Consider the following 17854-nt stretch of genomic DNA (forward strand, 5'->3'; position numbering starts at 1 on the left):
GCCCCACACTTACGCCATTTGCCCCATCTGGGCGGATCACCTGAAAGATGTATCCCGCCCTGAGCGTGTATCATACATCGGCACAGCTGTAGGGGCAAGAATGCCGGGGATTAGGAGGGCTGGATGCACAACTCACCCAGCGTGCGCCGCGTGGGTGCATAGGTGTTCACCGGGTCGTCTGACGGATACCCGAGCGAAACACCGCAAATGAGCTTATAGCCCGAAGGGATGTCAAAACGTGTTTTCACCGGTCCCGCCCAGGTGGCGAGCGCCGCCTGCGCGCAGGTGCCAAGCCCACGCGTGTGGGCTGCGAGCGCAAGGCTTTGAATGAAAGCACCGGTATCAAGCGCCGCATAGGCCCCAAGGTCAGCGCTGCAAAACACAAACAGCACGGTCGGTGCACCAAAGAAGGCGAAGTTTTTGCCCATCTGGCGTTCCCGCGTCGCCTTGTCATCGCGCTTGATGCCCAGAAGCTCATAAAGCCCTTTGCCGGTGGCTTTGTAGCGGGCGTCAAGTTCAGGCGGGTAACGCATGATGGTATTAAAATCACCGTCCGGCTTTGGGATGCCACCCCGCAGCATACGAAGCCGCGTGAGGAGCCCGGCACGGCGGAACGCCATAGCGCGCTCATATATGGCCATCAGGTCCGCGCTGATCTCGCGCGCCAGCGTGCCAGACGCAACCGCCACCCGGTAGGGCTGCACATTACCCCAAGACGGCGCATGAAGTGCGGCGCGGAGGATATCATCAACCAGAGCGTCCGGCACCGGAGTGTTTTTGAAGTCACGGATGCTACGCCGTGCCCTGAGCACATCATCAACGCCCATCTGGCGGTGTGCTTCCACCCCCTCCATACCGTCTTTCATGTCTCGCCCCTTTTGTTGCACCGAATGGGCAGGATAGGGCGACACCCATCATGGGTAAAGCGGCATGCTCATGCATATATGGATGGGCTGCGCGCAGGCGCGAATGGGCAGGTGGCCCCGGCAGACTATGAAAAAAACAACTTATAGTATAATTAATACTATTTGCAATGGCCGGGGGCTTCTCAGTAAGCTTTCATGGTAAAGGCCTGTTCAAGCAAGAATGTTTGCCGTCATGACACCCAAGATTATCACAACACTGAAAGACTATACGCCCCGGCTTTTGCTGTCTGACACGCTGGCCGGGCTTACGGTTGCGCTTGTTGCCCTGCCGCTCAGCATCGCCATTGCCATCGCCTCTGGCGCGCCACCGGCGGCCGGGCTTGTGACCGCGGTTGTTGCGGGTTTGCTGATCTCAGCGCTTGGCGGCAGCAGAGTCCAGATTGGTGGGCCAACCGGGGCGTTTATTGTGGTGGTGTATGGCATCATTCATGACCATGGTTATGACGGCCTGATGGTCGCAACCCTGATGGCGGGTGCTATATTGCTTATCGCCGGATTGCTGCGCGCAGGCCGCCTGATACGCCACGTGCCCGAGGCAGTGGTGGAGGGGTTCACCATCGGCATCGCGGTGGTGATTGCGGTTAGCCAGATCAAGGACCTGGCGGGCATGAGCGACGTTTCGCTGCCCGCAGAATTTTTGCCTAAACTTCAGGCGCTGTGGGCGATACGCGACACCACCGATTTTAGTGCCCTTGGCCTTGGGGTGGCGTGTGTTGCGGCCATTCTAGCGCTCAGGCGCATGGCGCCCAAGGTGCCGTGGCTTGTGCTTGTGGTCGCAGCCGCCAGCGTAGCGGCAGCTTTTTTTATGCCGTCAGTTGATACGGTTACGGCGCGCTATGGCGCTTTGCCAGCTGGCCTGCCGTGGCCCAGCCTGCCCGAGCTTGAGTTTGCCAAAATGCTGGACCTGTTGCCGTCGGCACTGACCATTGCTTTCCTCGCGGGCATTGAATCGCTGCTGTCCGCCATTGTGGCAGACCGCATGATCGGGGGCGCGCACCGCTCAAACGCCGAACTGCTGGCGCAAGGGGCGGCAAATATCGCATCGCCGCTTTTTGGCGGGCTTCCGGCCACAGGGGCGATTGCGCGCACCGCCACCAATGTAAGCGCAGGTGGGCGCACGCCCGTTGCGGGTATTGTGCATGCGCTGGCGATCCTTGTTGCTATGCTGGTGGCGGCACCGCTTGCCGGGGCCTTGGCATTGCCTGCGCTCGCAGGGCTTCTTATCGTGACAGCATGGACCATGAGCGAACCGCACCGCTGGCGGGAACGGCTGAAGTTGCCGAAGGCGGAGCTTGCCATCCTCATCCTCACTGCTGTGCTGACGATCATGGCAGACCTTACGGTTGCTATCGCCGTTGGCACCATCCTTGGCCTTGGCCTCCGGCTGGTGCGCGGTGAGATGGAGCCTGTGCGGTGGCACACGCCCTTCCGCTGGGGTGGGGATAAGCGCAGGAAATAATTCCGGCGCGCCGTTGTTTCTGAAATTCCTTGTATTTTCAGTGCATTATGCCTTTGAAATTTTTCTCTTGATCTAGAGTATGCTCTAGCATGGATACTGGGTTTCCCAATTGAGATGGAGACCGATATCATGACAGCAGAAGACAATAAAATCATCATGCAAGGCATCATGGATGAGCTTTCGCGCGGCAACGGCAAACCCTTTGTGGAGGCGATGGACGATGATTTCAGTTGGACGTTACCGGGTCGCAACGCATGGTCTGGCACCTATAGCGGCAAACGGGAAGTGCGGGAGCGCCTGCTCACCCCGCTTTTTGCCCAGTTTGCCACCAAATATTGCAACACTGCGCGGCGCATCTTAGTGGATGGTGACTTTGTGGTGGTGGAATGCCAGGGCGCGGTAACCACAAAAACTGGCAAAGCCTATGACAACAGCTATTGTTATGTGATCCGCTTTGAAGGCGGGAAAATGAAACACCTGAATGAATATATGGACACGAGCCTTGTCGAAGAAGCCCTTGAAGCGCCAGACAGAGCGTCAGCCGCCAAAAGCCGCCCCCAAGCCCCGATATTTGCATATCGGGGCGCTGGCGGAAGCATCGGGCCGCAGCGTGCATACCATTCGCTGGTATGAAACGCAGGGCCTGATGCCCGGGGTAACGCGCGACGCGGGCGGCAGACGGGTATATGACCCCGACCATATCGGCTGGCTTGAGTTTATTGAGCAGCTCAAGCGCACCGGCATGACGGTCGCGGAGATGAAAGACTATGCGGCGCTGGTCACCAAGGGCCGCAAAAGCCTGCCCGACAGGCTCACCATGCTGCGCGCCCACCGTTTGCGGGTGAAGGCGGAGCTTGCCAAAACCCGGCAGGCGCTCAAGCTGGTGGAAAGCAAGATCGATTATTATGACACGTGGCTGGAGACGGGCGAACGCCCACCAGAGGTGCCAAGGCTTGGGAAGAAGAAGTTTTGAGGAGGCATGAACTCACAAAAGCTTCTATGTCAGTAGGGCAGTTGCTTGTTCAGTTAAAATGTTCTGGATGACGTCAAGGCTCGCAGAACCTGTGCGTTCTGCAACTATCTGCTTTACACGCTTCCAAGTCGTAGCGCTCCGGGCGTTATCGAGAAATTCGTGTCCATCCCAAGTTAGCTGTTTGGGCTCCCAATGAAGTCCATCGGAAGAAGATAAATCTACAGCTGTAATGAGCCCAGCTTCGTCTAGTAACTGGACATGATACGAGACCTCTAGCTGCGATCGGCCGTCAATAGATAGCGTCATCCAAGATAAGGGATCATGATCACTTTCTTCGACTGCAAACATGATTTCTCTGATAAGGTCCATGTCTCTTTTCAAAGAAGTCTCTCCTATCCGAACTTGCTACCGGGGGAATGGCTCAAATCCGCTTTACCGTTTGTTTGTACACAAAGTTGCGTTCGCGTTTCCCGACCGCGACGACCGAGACCACCAATTCTTGGTCGCGCACCTGATACACAAGGCGGTAGCCCGCGCGGCGCAGTTTGATTTTATAACAATCCGTCATGCCACTCAGGCGCGCAGCCTCAACGCGCGGGGTGGTCAGCCGCTCACGCAACTTGGTGGCAAACTGTTTACGCACGGTGGCGTCCAGCTTATCCCATTCCTTTTTGGCTTGTTCCTTGAAAACAAGCTTAAAGGTCATTGATATCAACCTCGATCTCAGGTTGGCCTTCACGCTCTTTCACCAGCGCCGCCAGTTCCATATCCTCAAGCTTGTCCATCAAGGCCTCGAACGCGGCGGCGGGCACGGCATAGAAGGCTGGTTCGCTGCGGTTCATGATGGCGACAGGCGCGCCGTCACCCTGTTCCACCACAGCCATGGGGTTTTTCTTCAGCTCGGAAATGCCAGCGCAGATATCCGCTAAAATCAGGTGCGTTGTGGTCATGAGTGTGTCCTAAGGTGCTTTTAACTGGTCTCATAATAGGTCATTTATGGTGTTAGCACAATGATAATATGACCAGTTAAATGGTCTCTTTATGGGTCCGAGAAACCCTGCTCAGTTACTCACAGCAAAAGGCGGCGGGGGTGCGCATATTGTCTGGCTCCTTGATGCCGTGTTCATCAAGGTCACGGCCCGCGCGCAGGATCATCTGCCGGAACCAGCTATGCGCCGGGTGGTTGGTCAGCCGCTTGTGCCACACCAGCACCCCGCCGATCATATTGGGCGGCGGCGAGATAGGGCTTGGCACGATGTGCAGGTCAAAAAACTGGGTGCATTTTTCCGCCATGCGGCTGGGCACCGTGACGATAAGGTCGCTTGAGCTGATGATCATGGGGGCGGAGCCGAAGTGGTTGACCACAATAACGATGCGGCGGCTGAGGCCCCTGTTCGCCAGTTCATCATCCACAAAACCGTGGGCGTCGCCCCGATGCGACACGAGAAGGTGCCGGGCTGCGGCATATTCCTCCAGCGGGATATCATGATAGCGCGCGAGCGGGTGGTCTTTCCGCATCATGCACACAAAATGGTCTGAGCCCACATCCAACCTGCCAAACCTGTCTGGCACGTCTGAGAGTGCCATGATGCCATAGTCGGCCTCCTGCGCGTCCAGCTTTTCAAACAGGCGCCCTTCAATGGGGGAAGTGTGAATGTTCACGCCCGGTGCTTCTTCAACCAGATAACTCGCGAGATAAGGCAGCAGCGTCATGGCCATATAGTCGTTGGTGGCGATGGTGAAGGTGCGCTCCGCATGCGCGGGGTCGAACGAGACGGGGTCGAGCGCGTCTTCAAGTTCGCTGAGCGCGCGGCGGATTGGCACCTCAAGTTCAAGCGCGCGGGCGGTGGGGCGCATGCCCTCTGGCTCCCGCACAAAAAGGTCATCGCGCATCAGATGCCGGAGCCTGTTGAGCGCGTTTGAGACAGCAGGTTGTGACATTCCGATTTTACGACCGGCCCGAGTTGCGCTACGCTCATCCATAACGGCATTAAAAACAACCAATAGGTTAAGATCGATCCCAGACAAATTCATGAGCTAAATATCCAAAGTCAGAAATATCAATTTCAAAAATGTACGCCGCGCACCCATATAGGCGCAAGTGTTGGTTAGGTGGTGTTTGGGTTCAGGGAAACAATACTGACAATTTCTGTCAGTAAGACCGTGTATGATCTCAAACGAACCATAGGAGGACCTGCCCAAAAAGGGCGGAGCGACAGCGAGGAGCAGATCATGCCCAAGACAATGACTGCGATTGACGAATTTGCCGTAAAACTGGCGAATTTTGTGATCGCAAAAAGATGGTTGGTGATTTTTGCCACCATTTTATTGACTGTTTTAATAGCGAGCGGGACTCGTTTTCTTCAATTCTCAAACAATTACCGGGATTTCTTCTCTGAATCCAACCCAGAATTGCAGGCTTTTGAAGAATTTCAGGATACTTACACCAAAAACGACAACTTCTTCTTCACGATTATTCCCGAGAATGGCGATGTTTTCAGCAATGAGACGCTCGCCCTTGTCGAGGATATGACGCTTGAAGCGTGGCAGATCCCGTATTCCATTCGGGTCGACTCGCTTTCAAACTTCCAGCACACCTATGCGGAAGATGACGACCTTATCGTGGAAAACCTGGTTAAAGGCGCGGATAGCCTGACGGCAGATGAGCTGGCTTCGAAAAGCCAGATCGCGCTCACGGAACCGCTGCTCAGGAACCAGCTTGTGACAGCAGACGGCCGCGCCATTGCGGTCAACGTGGTGGTGCAATACCCCGAGGCTCATGCTTTTGAGGTGCCGGAAGCAGTTGTTTATGCCCGCGGTATCAAGGACCGAATGCTGGAAAAATATCCGGGCCATGAAATTCGCATGACCGGGGTTTCCATGCTCAATAACGCGTTCCAGGAAGCGGGCATGGCGGATTCGACCGAGATGATCCCGATGATGTACCTGTTGCTGCTTGTTCTTATGGCGGTGACGGTGCGCAGCGTATCGGGTACGGTGGTGACGCTTCTGATGATTGCGTTTGCCTCGCTCATTGGTATGGGGGCTGCGGGTTTCGCCGAGATCGGGCTGACGCCTATCGCGCTTTCGGCACCCACGATTATCCTCACGCTCGCGATTGCGGATGCGGTGCATATCCTGATCACGGCGCGGCATTCCATGAGCCACGGCATGAGCAAACGGGACGCCCTTGTTGAAGCGGTGCGGGTGAACTTCCTTGCGGTGATGGTGACATCGCTGACCACAGCGATTGGTTTCTTGGCGCTCAATTTCTCAGACGCGCCACCCTTCTGGCATCTGGGCAACATCTCAGCCGTGGGTATTGTGGCGGCGTGGCTTATGTCTGTGACGTTCCTGCCAGCCATGCTTTCGGTGCTGCCGATGCGGGCACCTAAAAAAGCCAAGGAAACGGCGAACAGCTTCATGGGCAAGCTGGCTGATTTTGTGGTGCGCAATAACAAGAAGCTGTTTTACGGCATGGGCGCGCTGGCGCTTCTGCTGGTATCGGCTGTGCCGCTTATTCAGTTCAACGACCAGTGGACCGAGTATTTTGATCCGTCTATCGAGTTCCGCCGGGATTCGGACGTCTCGAACCAGTATTTCGGTTTCTACCCCATCGAGTTTTCGGTGCATGCACCGGGCGAGGGTGGCGTGAGCGATCCTGACTTCCTTGTGAAGCTGGACGAGTTTACCCAGTTCTTGCGTGAGCAGCCCAACGTGTCGCACGTCTATTCGGTTACCGACATCATGAAGCGGTTGAACCGTAACCTGCACGGGGACGAAGCAAGCTGGTATCGCCTGCCGGACGACCGGCAGCTTTCAGCCCAGTATCTGCTTCTATATGAACTGTCACTGCCATACGGCCTTGACCTCAATGACCGTATCAATATCGATAAATCGGCCACGCGGGTAACGGCAACGCTGAAGAATATCTCAACCTCCGAGACAAAAGTATTCCTCAATAGCGCCCGTGACTGGATCGCCCAGAACGCGCCGGATTATATGCAGGGAACAGTGCCGACCAGCGCACAGGTGATGTTCACCTATGTGGCGGAACGCAACGTTGCCAGCATGATCACCGGCAATATCATCGCTATTATCGCGATCGGGATTGTGATGATGGTTGCGCTCAAATCGGTCAAGATCGGGGCGATTTCCATGGTGCCGAACACACTGCCGATCCTCACGGCCTTTGGTGCCTGGGCGCTTCTGGTGGGTACGGTGGGCTTTTCTGTCGCAGCCGTGGCAAGCGTGTCGCTTGGTATCGTGGTGGATGATACAGTGCACTTCCTTGCCAAATATGTGCGGGGGATACGAGAGAAGGGTTATGACCGTGCGGGCGCGATTAAATATGCGTTTGAGACGGTTGGTTATGCGCTTGTAGTGAATACGGTGGTGCTGGTGATCGGCTTTGCTTATCTCGCTACCTCGCACTTCAAGATGAACGCAGACCTTGGCTTGCTCACCGCGCTTGCCATTACCTTCGCGCTTATTTTCGACTTCCTGTTCCTGCCAGCGGTGATGCTGCGTGGTTCAGGGAAATGGATTACAGAGACAAAAAACACTGACAGCAATGGAGACCTAAAAGATGCTCAAACGCACGCTGCAGAATAAATTCAAGGTAACGCTCGCCGTTGTCACTCTTGGCTTCTCTCTCATCAGCCCCGTGTGGGCTGATGAGGCGGCAGAAAAAGGCCTGGAAATCGCTGCCCGCTCTGACCGGTCAGACACCGGTTTTGGTGATAGCGAAGTCACGGCCGTGATGACGCTGACAAACGCTGCCGGGTCTACGTCAACCCGCGAGATGTATTTCAAAACCCTTGAGCGGGAAAACGAGCAAGTGGGCGACAAGTCGCTCACCGTATTTGTCACCCCGCGTGATGTGCAGGGCACAGCGCTTCTGAGCCACGCAAAAATCCTGGAACCAGATGACCAGTGGCTTTTCCTGCCAGCGCTCAAGCGCGTGAAGCGGATCTCAAGCGCCAACAAGTCTGGCCCGTTTGTGGGTTCCGAGTTTGCGTTTGAGGATTTCACCTCCACCGAGCTGAATAAATATAAATACAGCTACAAGGGTGAAGAAGACCTGGACGGCATGAAGGTTGACGTGATTGAGCGTTTCCCGCTCTATGAAAACTCAGGCTACACCCGCCAGATTGCCTATATCGATCAGGATGTCTATCAAGTTCGCAAGATCGACTTTTATGATCGTAAGGATATGCTTCTCAAGACGCTGATGCTCAATGACTACCGCGAGTATGACGGTGTCTGGCGCACGCATGAACTGGTGATGACCAACCATCAGACCAATAAGTCAACAACGCTGAGCTACGGCACCTACACTTTTGGTGCGGGCCTCAGTGACAATGACTTTGAAAAAGGCGTGCTGAAACGCATTCGCTAAACTGGCTGAAGTACCGAAGTAAACGAGGTTATCGCTTTATGACATCGAACGTTTGGAGTTCACTCTCCCTGATGGTGGCCGCCCTTGCACCGATCACCATGCCGCCAAGTGCTGCAAACGCGGGTGAGTGGGAAGTGTCGGGCTCGTTGGGCGCCGAGATGCGCACCTTTGCTCGAGAAGGGGCTTTGCCCGGCCAGCTCGACACTTTTCAGCCGTCCCTCCAGTTTGAGGGAGACCTGAGATGGCAGAGCGATGACCGCCGTTTCGACTTTGTGTTTGTCCCCTTTGGTCGTCTTGACGCCAAAGATGATGAGCGTACCCATGCAGATGTGCGGGAAGCCTACGTGCGCTGGAACGGTGACAGCTGGACCGTGCGTGCGGGCCTTGCCAAGGTTTATTGGGGGGTGGCGGAAAGCCGCCACCTCGTTGATATCATCAACCAAAGTGACGCCATTGAAGATATCGATAACGAGGACAAGCTTGGCCAGCCAATGTTGGAGGTCTCTACCATTCAGGATTGGGGTCAGCTCACAGGCTACGTGATGCCAGCCTTCCGTAAACGCACCTTCCCAGGGCTTGAGGGGCGCTTTCGTACGCCCTTCCTGGTGGATAATGACCTGGCGCGGTTTGATCAGGGCAGGGACGATGACGCAAGCGTGGATTTCGCCCTGCGCTACAGCCATTATTTTGGTGACTGGGATGTAGGTGTTTCCCTCTTCCACGGCGCGGACAGGGAACCAAGGCTGATTTTGGATGAAGAGCGCGGCCTGCTCGCGCCCTTTTATGATGACATCACGCAAGTGGGGCTCGACCTTCAATACACCCGCGATGCCTGGCTGTGGAAGTTTGAGGGTATTGTGAAAGATACCCCGTTTGAAACTTTCGCGGCCGCAGTGGCGGGCGTGGAATATACCTTCTACGGTGTGACAGAAGCGGGCGCAGACCTCGGTGTGCTGGTCGAGTTTCAGTATGATGGCCGGTCAGAAAACCCGTATCTGGCCCCAGTCACCACGGCGGACAATGATGTGTTCACCGGCGTCCGGCTCGCCATGAATGATGCGGAAGATACCTCCGTGCTTGGCGGTGTGATCGTTGACCTTAGCGACGCCTCCATGTCGGGTGTTGTGGAAGCTTCCCGCCGCTTTGGCGACTATTGGGTGGGGGAACTTGAAGCCCGCTTTTTCACCAATGTGGATACCAGCAATATTCTTTACGGTTTCAGGCGTGACAGCCAACTGACACTTCGGCTCACGCGATATTTTTAGGGTATATCCTCGCATTACCCACACCTGAGGCGGCTAGGTTTTACCTTCCGCCTCATTTTTTTTGCACGCCATAGGTGAATGTCATCAACCTAATAGTTTCTTGTGAAATTTTTTGAGGAAATCATTCCCAGCCTCGCTATGCTGTTCGTCCTTGTGGCAAGGAGACTTGTATGGCTTCGGTACAGCCAGAAAAAGATATCAGTGGGGAAGGGCAGGTTCATGCGCGCGGGGAAGATGTGCATGAAACATCCGGTTCAGTGCAGGAAGGCATGATTGCCGACGTGCCTGAGGCGGCTCCCCTTTCCAAAGAAGATATCAATCAGCTGTTCCAGAACCATAACGATGAGCTGGTGCGGTATCTCACCAGCCGGCTCAAGTCGCACGATGAGGCGGTCGAGGTTGCGCAGGAGGCTTATGTCCGCCTGCTCAGGCTTGATGACAAAAGTACTATTGGGTTTTTGCGGGCTTTCCTTTTTCGGACCGCAACAAATATAGCCATCGACCGTGTCAGGCGGCGGGGGCTTGCGCAGGCTTATGTTGATGAAGCAGGGCCCGCACAACAGATAAACGAGATGTTTGGTTTCACGCCAGAGAGGTCACTGGCCGCCAAACAATCGCTTGAGAAGGTGCTCGACTGCGTTGGCGCGTTACCGCCGAAATGTCGTCACGCCTTCATAGAATATAAATTTAAACACCGTAGTTATGACGCCATTGCCGAAGAAATGGGGCTGACGTCATCGATGGTGCGAAAATATGTTCTGCGTGCACTGGTGCATTGCTCAGACAAACTGAGCGGTGAACTGGACGCGTGGAGCATTCAATAGGGACTATGGCACATGCCAGTGAGTGATGTGAAAATTAGGGAAGACGTGCTTGAGCAAGCGGCCGATTATTATCTCGGCCTGCAAGACGGCACTATATCGGGCGCAGAGCTGCATGAATGGCAGGATTGGCTCGCCGAGGATGAAGATCACCGGCGCGCATTCAGCCGCATGGAAACGCTTTGGGGTGTACTTGATTTGGCGAGCGAGACAGACATTGCAAGCCTGCCAAGCGGTGACGCCTCGGCAAGCACTGATGGCGCGCAGCCTGATGTGGGCGACAATGTGCTCTCGATCCTCTCGCCTGCGCGCAAACCGCGCCGCAAGATCTCTCTTGGCTGGGTGAGCGGTATTGCAGCAACGCTTCTGGCGGCGCTGGTTGCTACCAATATGATGCTCGGTGGTGGTAATGGTGCGCAGCAAGCCGCCGCAACCCTTTATCAAACCGCAGCGGGCCAGCAGCGTGTGGTGAACCTGGCGGACGGTTCTATCGTTGAGCTGAACGCGGGCAGCGCCATTTCTGTTGATTATAGCGAGACTGAGCGCAGCCTGACGCTGGAGCGCGGGCAAGCCATTTTCACTGTGGCGAAAAACCCCAAGCGGCCTTTTGTTGTGCGTGCGGGCAGCGGCAGCGTGACCGCGATTGGTACGGTGTTTAATGTGCGCAAAACAAGCGCTGACGTGGAAGTGCATGTGCTTGAAGGCACCGTTGCTGTGCGCCCAAGTGCGGCGGCGGGCGGGCGTGAAGAAGATGCGGCACCGGGGGCTGTTGCCCTTGTAACGGCAGGTAGCCAGACAAGCTATTCCATGCGCGGTGTGATGACCCCGGTTGTGCATGCCTCGGCACAAAAAGATCTGGCATGGCGCGTTGGTGTGCTCACGATGGTTGACTTGCCAATCTCTGATGTTATCGCTGACCTGAACCGCTATCTGGCCAATGAAATCACTATCGGGGATGAGGCTGTGGGCGCCATGCGCTTTACCGGCACTGTGTACCCCGATCAGGTTCAGGCATGGCTCGAAGGCCTTCAGGAAGGTTACCCCATCGAAGTTGTTCGGCTTGGTAGCAGCACAATTTTGATGATGGCGGACGAGAGTTCCGATACTGTGGTCAGGGAAGCGAGCGAATAAGCTGCTCCTGATTGCAATGAAGTGTCCGGGAACAGGGCACGAAGGGCGATGCCTTAGAGCGTCGCTTCGGGAGGAAAACACACGATGGACCTGTCCGCACGGGCCTGGAAACGGAGGCTTGCCTGCGCGGTTGCTGCTAACATTGTAGCAGTGCCGTGGGCTTATGCATCCGCTATCCAAGCTGAAAGCGACGAGCAGGTTTCTCCCCCTTCCACAACTGAGAACGCGGAATATGACAACCGCAGGCGCGTGCGTTTCAATATTCGTCCTCAATCGCTCAGACAGGCTCTTCTTGCATTCTCTGAACAGGCCGGTGTGCAGCTTATCCTGACTGATGGCGCGAGCGATCTGTCGTTCAGGCGTACGCTCGCAGGACGGCATTCGATAACGGGCGCGCTGGATACCTTGGTGGCGGGCACACGGCTTGAGTATTATTTCACCGGCCCTAACACCGTGATTGTACGCACACGCGCGACCTACGCCGAGGAAGTCCGGCAAGCCGCAGCCGAGGAATCCGACCGCAAGGAAGGTGGTTCCCGCAGGGCACAGTCCCCCCGCAGCAATGAGATTTTCCTTGAAGAGCTGATTACCGTGGGAACACGGAACCGCTCCCGCACCGTGGGAGAAACCTCGGTTCCCATCGATCTTATTAACTCAGGCGCACTCAGACGCACAGGGCACGTGGAAACGGGGCGGCTTTTGCAGGTGCTGGCGCCCAGCTTCAATTATACAGAAACCACCATATCTGACGGTACGGATATCGTGCGCCCTGCAACCCTCAGGGGCCTTGGGCCTGATCAGGTGCTTATTCTGGTGAACGGCAAACGTCGGCACAGCCAGGCGTGGGTGAATGTGCAAAACACGGTGGGCAAGGGCTCTGTGGGCACGGATATGAACACCATCCCCATTGGGTCCATCAAGCGGGTAGAAATACTGCGCGACGGTGCGTCCGCGCAATATGGCTCTGACGCTATCGCCGGTGTGATCAACGTGGTGTTGAATGACCAGGATGAGGGTGGGCTTGTCACTGCGAGCTGGGGCCAGACCTATGAGGGCGACGGTGACACCTTCTATCTTTCTGCCAATGCAGGCTTCCCGCTTTTCGATGAAGGTTTTTTCAACCTGACAGCCGAGTATCGGGACAAGGCCGCCACCAACCGCGCCGGGCCAAGCTCTATCACCGGTGATGTGATCATGCGCATTGGCGACACGGACGTGGAGGCTACCTCCATGATGTGGAACATGGAACTTTCTGGCGATACGGCGGCCAAGGTTTATGCCTTCGGCGGCTTCAGCAACCGAAGCGGGCTGTCGGGTGGGTTTTTCCGCCATCCGTTTACGCCGGGGCGTACGGTGCCACAACTGTACCCGGACGGTTTTCTGCCGCTTCAGGAAACAGACGTCAGCGATTTCAGCCAGGCTGTGGGCTTGCGCTATGAGGCGGAAAGTGGCTGGAACTATGATTTGAGCGCCACCTATGGCACAACGCGGTTTGCCTTTGGTGCCGCTAACACGGTGAACGTATCGCTGGCCTCCGCTGCTTATTACAATGGTGAAGATGTGGCAACAGCAAGCCCGACCAGCGGCTTTTCAGGCGCGCTTCGGTTTGACCAGTTGACCCTGAACTTCGATGCGTCCGGCGGCGGGCACGCGGGCGGCCTCTTGGCGCATCTGGCCTATGGTTTTGAATTTCGGGATGAGCGTTACAGCATCGAAGCGGGCGACCCGGCATCCTATAATTGTGGTTTTGTAGACGGCGAGTTTGCCCCTTCGATCCTTGACCCCAATAGCGTTGCGTTTTGCGGGTTTCAGGGCTTCCCCGGCTATAGCAAAGATGTTGAGGGCAAAAAGGGCCGCAACAGTTTTGCGCTTTATATCGATGCAGAGTTTGAGCCCAGCGAGAACATCTGGCTGACCGCCGCCACACGGTATGAGTATTTTGACGAAACCGGCGATAAGCTTACGGGCAAGCTCTCCGCCCGCGCGCAACTAACGGATACGGTGGCGCTCCGCGCGGCGGCGGCAACCGGGTTCCGTGCGCCTGCGCTCGCACAGCGCGCCTTCTCAAGCGTGATTACAAACACCAATGCGGAAGGTCTGTTGCAGACGCTGGTGGCGCCCGAGGGGCATAGTTTTGCCCGCGCCTACGGGGTGGATAAACTACATCACGAAACCAGCACCAACTTTTCGCTCGGTGCCGTGTGGGAAGCGGATGAAAGCGTGCTGGTGACGCTTGACGCCTACCGCATCAATATCGCAGACCGTATCGTGCTTGGCCCCACACTGGGCCTACCCGAGGGCGTTAACCTTGGCGCGATTGAGGCAGGCTCGTTTTTCTCGAACGCGGTGGATACGGAAACATACGGCATCGACTTTGTGGCCTGCGTGAAAACCAATTTTGCGGGTGGTGATGTAGACTTGGTTTCCAGCCTTAGCTGGAACCGTACCAAGATCAAGGGGGTTAACGCGCCAGCGGATATCCCGGCCGCCGTGTTCTTCCCACTTGCGGAACGGGTGAATGTGGAACGCTCCCAGCCGCGCTTCCGCGCGAGCGCGAGCGCAGATTACCGTCGTGGGCGTTTTGGCGCTGTAATCCGTGCCAATTTTTATGGCGATACGGAATCAGCCTTCTATACTGCGGCAGGCAATGAAATTCCGCCTGATCTGGCGTATGACACCTATGGGCTTGACCGGTCACCTACCACACGGGCCGGCAAGGCTGTGATCGTGGATATGGAGATATCCTACGATATCGCCGAGCAGGTGAATTTTGCCATTGGCGCCAATAACATCTTCAATAAATACCCGAAGAAGCTGCCGAATAACGCGCTTGCGCGCTGGATATCGGAGGACCGCCAGCCTGGCAGGTTTGGTAACTTTGTCTACCCTTGGGTGGCCATGCCTTGGGGCATTAACGGCGGGTATTATTATGCCCGTATGACCGTGTCATTCTAGGGGCGAGTGATGGCAAAACCCCTCGTTCTTATGGCCGGATTTCAAAGCAGGCATTCCCAACTGGGCGCGTCTTTTCGTCTCATATATGAAGCGGGAAGCCTCCTCCCCGCCTGCTTCGAAAGGTCTAAGTGATGAAAGCGCGGTCCCCAGGACACCGTCTTCTTCTGGTGTTTGTTATCCTTGCTTCTGCCCTCGCGTGTGCGGGGCAGGGAGCATATGCACACGGCGACCGTTTGACGGATTTTTCCATTGAAGCACAGCCGCTACAAAAGGCGCTGTTGGCATTTTCTGAGCAGGCCGGTGTGCAGCTTATTATCGCGACAGATACCGCTGCGCTACCGCCTTGTGATGAGCTTAAGGGTCGGATGAGCGCGCGCCGTGCTATTGAGGCTTTGCTTGTTGGCAGCGGGCTTGAATTTCATTTCTCCAGCACCAACACTGTCACCGTGCGGCAGCCAGTGTTGGTACTGCCAAGCGTAAATGCTGCCGGGGCAGAGGCGCAGAAGTCTGCACCCCCGCCACAATAATCCCTTACCTGATTGCAGGAAATCCATACCCGGCAGCGTCGACCCTATTGGCTGGGTGGAGGTTTAAAGACAGCCATCAAATTTTTTTGAATTTATAATATTGACCAAAAAGTCAGGAATGGGTAACGTCCCCTTGTTGCGTTGATATCTGCCCATTTGGTGGTGGTGCAGATATTATGAGCATGGAAGCGAAAGCTCTTTTTCTGCCTCTCAGTGGTGGGCGCCTCCTTGAGGCTGGAAAAAAGAGGGTGCTTTCTTCGTGATTGCATCGCCGGGCCGTGGGGCTCACGTAAACCGGCCTTCCAACCCATCTTTCGTGCTCTCTCGGGCGGTAACGGCTTGCTGTTACCGCCCCAGCTTTTTTCGGGCCAAGTAAATGGGGCCTGCAGTGAAGCAGAGAGAACCGCTAGAACATCGAATTATCGTGCAGCGTTGACTTAACAACCGGCTGCCCCACGCCCCAATGTTCTGCAAACTTGCCATTTTCCATCCGGAAAATATGCATGCCGGCATTTCCTGTGGCGTCTGGTTTTGCTTTGAAATGGATATGCATCCAAACCAGATCACCGTCGGCGCCTGCACGCTTTATATCCCCGTGCATTTCGGGGAAACGTTCAAGTTGCGCGGCGAAATAATCAAGCAGGCCTTGTTTTCCGTCAGGGACACGGGGCGAATGCTCAATATGTCCTTCAGCGACACATTCCTCGCCAAACCGGTTGACGTTTAGGTCTACCTCAAGAATTTCCATGCAGCGCACGGCTTTCTTGAGGTTCTCTTGTTCGAGGGTTTCTTGCGCCAGAATGTCGGCATCGCTCATTGCCGCCAACGCGGTGCTGCTCAATACCAGTGCAACAAATCCAGAGAGGCTCAGTTTGAAAATATAGGGAATGTGGTTGTTCATATTATGTCGTTCCTATGATAACGCAATTGAACCTGCGCCGGTTAGCCGCAGGCTATCAAGTTACCTAGTCCCGAACCGGATTGGGCTTGCATGTCCCTCAAACTCAACCCGCGTTCCCCCGGCGCATTATGAACACATTCGCGGAAAGTTGAGAACCCCCCAATTCCGCCCGGCCGCCATCTGCGCCTAAGCCATCAAGGCTTTCAGTTTGTCATCCAATGCAGCCGCGAGTGCCATCAGGCCATTCATTGGGCGGATCAAAACCTCAATCTCCTTGAGCTTGCCGTTTTCATCCAGCGTGATGCGGTCGATGCCCTTCATCTGTTTGCCACCCACGCTGGTGGTGAATTCAAGGATTAGCTCATCACCGTCTATCCATTCTTTTGTATAGGTCAGGTCTTCAAAGGTGTCTGTCACGGCGGCGAGCACCATGAGCACCTTGTCTTTGCCCTGCCGGGGTTTCCAGAAAGCAGGGGAAAGCAGGCTGGCATCCTCTGCCACGATGCTGCTGAGAATATCCATATCCGACTGTTTTACGGCTTTGTGCCAGGTTTCCAGAAAGGCTTGGGCTTTGCTCATCATATCCTCGTTGTGGCTTGTGTGTATGAAGTGAATTAGGCCGGTGATGGCTTTTGTCTATGCTTCCGCGTTTTTGAGCGCTGCAAAGGTGCCTGCGTAATCAATTGCCAATTCATCATCCTCAAAAATATGCGCGCTGAGCTGGATGCGGGCGCGCCCACGACGATCAAATGTTTTGAGGAATGTTTGCCAGCGCGCCGCATCGGGCAATGTGGCAACCGCTTCAAAATCGCGGGTGACCGGGCGAATATAGCTGATATTGCTGCCGGTGATTACAATCTCACCCGGTTTGGCGCTGGTGCGCAGGTTAAGATGCAGCAGTGTCCAGCAGCTCAGGGTGGCAAGCGCTTGCAGGCTGCCACCAAATGCAGTGCTTTTGTGGTTGATGTTGGCATCAAGCGGGGCGCGAAGCACCACACGGTCAGGGCTCGCGCTCGTCACCGTAACCCCCATCGGGCCAGAGATCGGGATATGGGTATGGAGATAATTTTCCAGGCCTTTCAGGTCGGTCATATTGTCTTCTCTCCAACAATGATTTGACGCATGGCACGCTTTCTCCCAATCTGTTGCCGGGAAGATTAGGGGAGGATCAAGGCATATGCAATCTGATCAAAATGACGCTGTGGCCGGTGCGCCGACGGGTGGCAAACAATTGAGCGCTGAAGAGCGTAAGGGCTATTGGCGGGCGAACCTGTCACTGCTTGGGAAGCTTTTGGCGGTGTGGTTTATCGTGTCATTCGGGGCGGGTATCCTCCTGGAAGACTGGCTCAACCAGTTCACGGTCATGGGCTTCAAGCTTGGTTTCTGGTTCGCGCAGCAGGGCTCCATCTTCACTTTTGTGGTGCTGATTTTTATCTATGCGTCGCGCATGAAAAAGCTCGACCGCGCCTTCGGCGTTGAAGACTGAGGGGGCAGG

Annotated in this window: 19 protein-coding genes; 11 read left to right on the forward strand and 8 right to left on the reverse strand. The window is 55.6% G+C overall.

Translation table 11 applies throughout. From position 1 onward, the window contains the following. Window positions 1-110: 110 nt before the first annotated feature. Window positions 111-866, reverse strand: a complete 756-nt coding sequence (locus ACOOGA_RS14940; RefSeq protein ID WP_417461521.1) for a nitroreductase family protein — start codon at window positions 864-866, stop codon at window positions 111-113. 232 nt (window positions 867-1098) lie between these two features. Here ACOOGA_RS14940 and ACOOGA_RS14945 point away from each other — a divergent pair, with 232 nt between their 5' ends. The 3 genes from ACOOGA_RS14945 to ACOOGA_RS14955 all read left to right on the forward strand — a co-directional run bounded on the left by ACOOGA_RS14945 (window position 1099) and on the right by ACOOGA_RS14955 (window position 3358). After that, window positions 1099-2385, forward strand: a complete 1287-nt coding sequence (locus ACOOGA_RS14945; protein WP_417461520.1) for a SulP family inorganic anion transporter — start codon at window positions 1099-1101, stop codon at window positions 2383-2385. A 129-nt stretch (window positions 2386-2514) separates the two neighbouring features. Continuing rightward, on the forward strand, window positions 2515-3018 hold the full coding sequence (locus ACOOGA_RS14950; RefSeq protein WP_420428948.1) for a nuclear transport factor 2 family protein: 504 nt from the start codon (window positions 2515-2517) through the stop codon (window positions 3016-3018). Then, on the forward strand, window positions 2996-3358 hold the full coding sequence (locus tag ACOOGA_RS14955; RefSeq protein WP_420428950.1) for a MerR family transcriptional regulator: 363 nt from the start codon (window positions 2996-2998) through the stop codon (window positions 3356-3358). Before ACOOGA_RS14950 ends, ACOOGA_RS14955 begins: the two co-directional genes overlap by 23 nt. A 24-nt stretch (window positions 3359-3382) precedes the next feature. On the opposite strand, the gene ACOOGA_RS14960 is transcribed toward ACOOGA_RS14955, so the two are convergent. From ACOOGA_RS14960 to ACOOGA_RS14975, 4 genes are all read right to left on the reverse strand, one after another. After that, on the reverse strand, window positions 3383-3739 hold the full coding sequence (locus ACOOGA_RS14960) for a DUF2513 domain-containing protein (RefSeq protein WP_417461517.1): 357 nt from the start codon (window positions 3737-3739) through the stop codon (window positions 3383-3385). Window positions 3740-3779: 40 nt separating this feature from the next. After that, window positions 3780-4064, reverse strand: coding sequence for a type II toxin-antitoxin system RelE family toxin (locus ACOOGA_RS14965; protein ID WP_417461516.1), 285 nt, complete (start codon window positions 4062-4064; stop codon window positions 3780-3782). Continuing rightward, the gene (locus ACOOGA_RS14970; protein WP_417461515.1) at window positions 4054-4308 is read right to left on the reverse strand and encodes a type II toxin-antitoxin system Phd/YefM family antitoxin; all 255 of its coding nucleotides are present in this window, start codon (window positions 4306-4308) and stop codon (window positions 4054-4056) included. The genes ACOOGA_RS14965 and ACOOGA_RS14970 overlap by 11 nt, the downstream gene beginning before the upstream one ends. Before the next feature lie 115 nt (window positions 4309-4423). After that, window positions 4424-5341 carry a LysR family transcriptional regulator gene (locus tag ACOOGA_RS14975; RefSeq protein ID WP_420428952.1) on the reverse strand — a complete coding sequence of 306 codons (918 nt, stop codon included), beginning with the start codon at window positions 5339-5341 and terminating at the stop codon, window positions 4424-4426. A 249-nt stretch (window positions 5342-5590) separates the two neighbouring features. On the opposite strand from ACOOGA_RS14975, the gene ACOOGA_RS14980 reads away from it, so the two are divergent. From ACOOGA_RS14980 to ACOOGA_RS15010, 7 genes are all read left to right on the forward strand, one after another. After that, a complete protein-coding gene (locus ACOOGA_RS14980) occupies window positions 5591-7972 on the forward strand; it encodes an efflux RND transporter permease subunit (RefSeq protein WP_417461513.1) in 2382 nt (793 codons plus the stop codon). After that, a complete protein-coding gene (locus ACOOGA_RS14985; protein WP_417461512.1) occupies window positions 7947-8759 on the forward strand; it encodes an outer membrane lipoprotein-sorting protein in 813 nt (270 codons plus the stop codon). The genes ACOOGA_RS14980 and ACOOGA_RS14985 overlap by 26 nt, the downstream gene beginning before the upstream one ends. 38 nt (window positions 8760-8797) lie before the next feature. Further along, window positions 8798-10024, forward strand: a complete 1227-nt coding sequence (locus ACOOGA_RS14990; RefSeq protein WP_417461511.1) for a hypothetical protein — start codon at window positions 8798-8800, stop codon at window positions 10022-10024. Window positions 10025-10194: 170 nt separating this feature from the next. Continuing rightward, window positions 10195-10848, forward strand: a complete 654-nt coding sequence (locus ACOOGA_RS14995) for an RNA polymerase sigma factor (RefSeq protein ID WP_417461510.1) — start codon at window positions 10195-10197, stop codon at window positions 10846-10848. Between the two features lie 18 nt (window positions 10849-10866). Further along, the gene (locus ACOOGA_RS15000; RefSeq protein WP_420428954.1) at window positions 10867-11976 is read left to right on the forward strand and encodes a FecR family protein; all 1110 of its coding nucleotides are present in this window, start codon (window positions 10867-10869) and stop codon (window positions 11974-11976) included. Between the two features lie 84 nt (window positions 11977-12060). Next, on the forward strand, window positions 12061-14931 hold the full coding sequence (locus ACOOGA_RS15005; protein ID WP_417461508.1) for a TonB-dependent receptor plug domain-containing protein: 2871 nt from the start codon (window positions 12061-12063) through the stop codon (window positions 14929-14931). Between the two features lie 131 nt (window positions 14932-15062). Continuing rightward, window positions 15063-15458, forward strand: a complete 396-nt coding sequence (locus ACOOGA_RS15010) for an STN domain-containing protein (RefSeq protein ID WP_417461507.1) — start codon at window positions 15063-15065, stop codon at window positions 15456-15458. 406 nt (window positions 15459-15864) lie between these two features. On the opposite strand, the gene ACOOGA_RS15015 is transcribed toward ACOOGA_RS15010, so the two are convergent. From ACOOGA_RS15015 to ACOOGA_RS15025, 3 genes are all read right to left on the reverse strand, one after another. Continuing rightward, a complete protein-coding gene (locus ACOOGA_RS15015; RefSeq protein WP_417461506.1) occupies window positions 15865-16359 on the reverse strand; it encodes a nuclear transport factor 2 family protein in 495 nt (164 codons plus the stop codon). 186 nt (window positions 16360-16545) lie between these two features. Next, window positions 16546-16941, reverse strand: coding sequence for a nuclear transport factor 2 family protein (locus ACOOGA_RS15020; protein ID WP_420428956.1), 396 nt, complete (start codon window positions 16939-16941; stop codon window positions 16546-16548). 54 nt (window positions 16942-16995) lie between these two features. Further along, window positions 16996-17451 carry a YiiD C-terminal domain-containing protein gene (locus ACOOGA_RS15025; RefSeq protein WP_417461504.1) on the reverse strand — a complete coding sequence of 152 codons (456 nt, stop codon included), beginning with the start codon at window positions 17449-17451 and terminating at the stop codon, window positions 16996-16998. 85 nt (window positions 17452-17536) lie between these two features. On the opposite strand from ACOOGA_RS15025, the gene ACOOGA_RS15030 reads away from it, so the two are divergent. Then, the gene (locus tag ACOOGA_RS15030; protein ID WP_417461503.1) at window positions 17537-17845 is read left to right on the forward strand and encodes a DUF4212 domain-containing protein; all 309 of its coding nucleotides are present in this window, start codon (window positions 17537-17539) and stop codon (window positions 17843-17845) included. Window positions 17846-17854 lie beyond the last annotated feature (9 nt).

This window comes from Kordiimonas sp., from assembly GCF_965216265.1.
Classification (GTDB): domain Bacteria; phylum Pseudomonadota; class Alphaproteobacteria; order Sphingomonadales; family Kordiimonadaceae; genus Kordiimonas.